This is a genomic window from Neisseria sp. HMSC070A01, assembly GCF_001810165.1.
Lineage (GTDB): Bacteria > Pseudomonadota > Gammaproteobacteria > Burkholderiales > Neisseriaceae > Neisseria.
The window spans coordinates 1-2043 of record NZ_KV800112.1; the positions used below are offsets into that span (position 1 = coordinate 1).

General features: G+C 39.9%; 4 protein-coding genes. All 4 read right to left on the reverse strand.

The window, feature by feature from the left end:
* Nucleotides 1-130 precede the first annotated feature (130 nt).
* The gene (locus HMPREF2711_RS00155) at nucleotides 131-334 is read right to left on the reverse strand and encodes a hypothetical protein (RefSeq protein ID WP_070615093.1); all 204 of its coding nucleotides are present in this window, start codon (nucleotides 332-334) and stop codon (nucleotides 131-133) included.
* 69 nt (nucleotides 335-403) lie between these two features.
* Entirely contained in the window at nucleotides 404-601 is a 198-nt protein-coding gene (locus HMPREF2711_RS00160) for a hypothetical protein (RefSeq protein WP_070615096.1), read from the reverse strand.
* 3 nt (nucleotides 602-604) lie between these two features.
* On the reverse strand, nucleotides 605-895 hold the full coding sequence (locus tag HMPREF2711_RS00165; protein WP_070615098.1) for a hypothetical protein: 291 nt from the start codon (nucleotides 893-895) through the stop codon (nucleotides 605-607).
* 38 nt (nucleotides 896-933) lie between these two features.
* Nucleotides 934-2043 (reverse strand): replication initiation factor domain-containing protein (locus tag HMPREF2711_RS00170; RefSeq protein ID WP_210396685.1); only part of this gene is annotated, 1110 nt, incomplete at its 5' end.

Below are 2043 nucleotides of genomic sequence, written 5' to 3' on the forward strand. Positions count from 1 at the left end.
CCAATAAAAACAGGGTGATTCAACACCCCGTCTTTATCGATTGTCGGTATGACTTGGGACATCACATGATTTTGAGCTTCTATCTGCGTTCCATAACAGATTTGGCCTACTCGATATCCCATATCAAACCTTATGCTTTATTGATCACGCGTTTAACCAGACCAATTGACACGATAGCAATCGCAATGCCTACAACAACAACACCGAATGCGATAATGCCTGTTTTCAATGCGCCAATTTCGGTTGATGCTGTTGACAGCAGATCTTCAGCCAATACAGGAGCGGACATAACGGCCACAGATGAGGCTACCAATGCTTTTTTAATCATGTTCATGATTTTTTCCTTTAATGTAAGGACGGTGTATTGATTTTTTGAATTTCGGCCACCGTCTTAAACCGAATTTCAATCTTTTAAAAATCCAAAAACGACAAATTCATATTGATTGCCGATTTCTTCAATACCTGCTTTTACTGCTTCTTCAAAATCGACAAATAAACCTGCGTTATTTATTAGTTTTGTATGGCCTATATCCCCTGTTTCAGGGGACAGATACAAAAAGTCCCCTGTTGATACGGATTGAACAACATAGACTTTTTGCATAAATCAACCTTTCTTAATCGCTTGGAAACCGTGCACTTTCAGTTTTTGAGTTTTGCCGGTTGTCACAATTTCTACACTCAGATTTGCATCGATCGGGAATTGTGCTGTTTTAAATTGTTCAAAATTTGCGCTTGTGCCAAAGTCGTATTCCGTAGCTGAGCTTCCCAAAGCGTTGCCTTGGGAGCTGTCTAAGGGAGTCGCGACAATCAGGCGGCAATAGTCGAAGTTCTTGCCTTCGATTTGTCCGCTAAATTTTTTAACGCCAACGATTTGGCCTTGCATTGTGAAAATCATCTTTTTTTCCTTTTTTTAAGCCTCTTTTCGGGCAGAGACTAATAAGCCCATGACATCGGCAGTTTTGCATATCGCGAATACATATGATTTAAATACGATTCTTCATTGACTTCATGTTTTTGTTTTTCAAGCTGTTTTTCCATATTTAGATAATATTCATACATAAAATATGGATCTGATTTTCCTTTATTCTCTTGCAACTTTTCGCTATGAATAAAGAGCATTTCGGACAGTTTGCAATCAAAATTATTCAGGCTTAATGATTTTGGTAGTTTTTGGTGATCGGGTTCGATCAATTCAAAAAGTTCATCTTTTTTAAGATCAGGAAAAATCGCCTTCAATCCGTTGGCTGCTCTTCCAAATTGTTTTTTAACCCATTCGACATATCTATCAGCGGAAATGACCTTATTTTTTTCAACCGCCTGAATACGGCTTGCATGATTGGCAAATTTTTCACAGATCGGATACGCTCCGCCAAAATAAAGACCGGGGTTTTGCAGGACTTCGAAGGGAATCACAATATCTTTTGACTTAAACTCAATTTCAAAGCGTGTCCAAACACTGGACTTGTCACCCAGTTGCTTGCCTTTTTCATAGACGCGGACATATTTTGAGGACTCACGAGAGCCTATCCCGTAGGTTTTGCCCTTCGTCATTTTTTCTTCGTCTTCTTCTTCCCAGTCTGAGCCGATACATTCGCCTTTCGGTTTAACGTGATGGCAGGTAAAAAGACCTTTGTTTCGATCCTCTCTTGCTTGGTTTGGGCTGTATTCGCCGTTAAAAAAGTCTTTTGCAATGTCAACGCGTGTTATTTTTGGCCGTACCGCTTGAGTCAAAAACTCATAAAGTCTGGATTCCCAGCCGTTTTTTGCCGCTGTACAGCCTGTTGCGGTAAGCTCTACAAGCATTGTTTGATTTTGTCCGCCAAAATGGACGCGGCCATAAAGTACATCTTCATCGCCCATCAGCCAGCATCTTTCATAAAAACGACCACCCGAACCTTTTGATTCTTTGTAGATGCCGAAGCCCATAATTTCATACATCAGCATTGATGCTGCTTTTACAAAGTCTTCATCTTCTAAAAGGCTGATTCTTGTGCCGTACTTATCAAAAAATGTACGCTCATGAAATGAAAAACTAATTTGATC

What these genes read in the sequence shown, in the direction of transcription:
- HMPREF2711_RS00155 (WP_070615093.1), bottom strand. Translation starts at nt 334, where the DNA reads ATGAACATGATTAAAAAAGCATTGGTAGCCTCATCTGTGGCCGTTATG.
- HMPREF2711_RS00160 (WP_070615096.1), bottom strand. Translation starts at nt 601, where the DNA reads ATGCAAAAAGTCTATGTTGTTCAATCCGTATCAACAGGGGACTTTTTG.
- HMPREF2711_RS00165 (WP_070615098.1), bottom strand. Translation starts at nt 895, where the DNA reads ATGATTTTCACAATGCAAGGCCAAATCGTTGGCGTTAAAAAATTTAGC.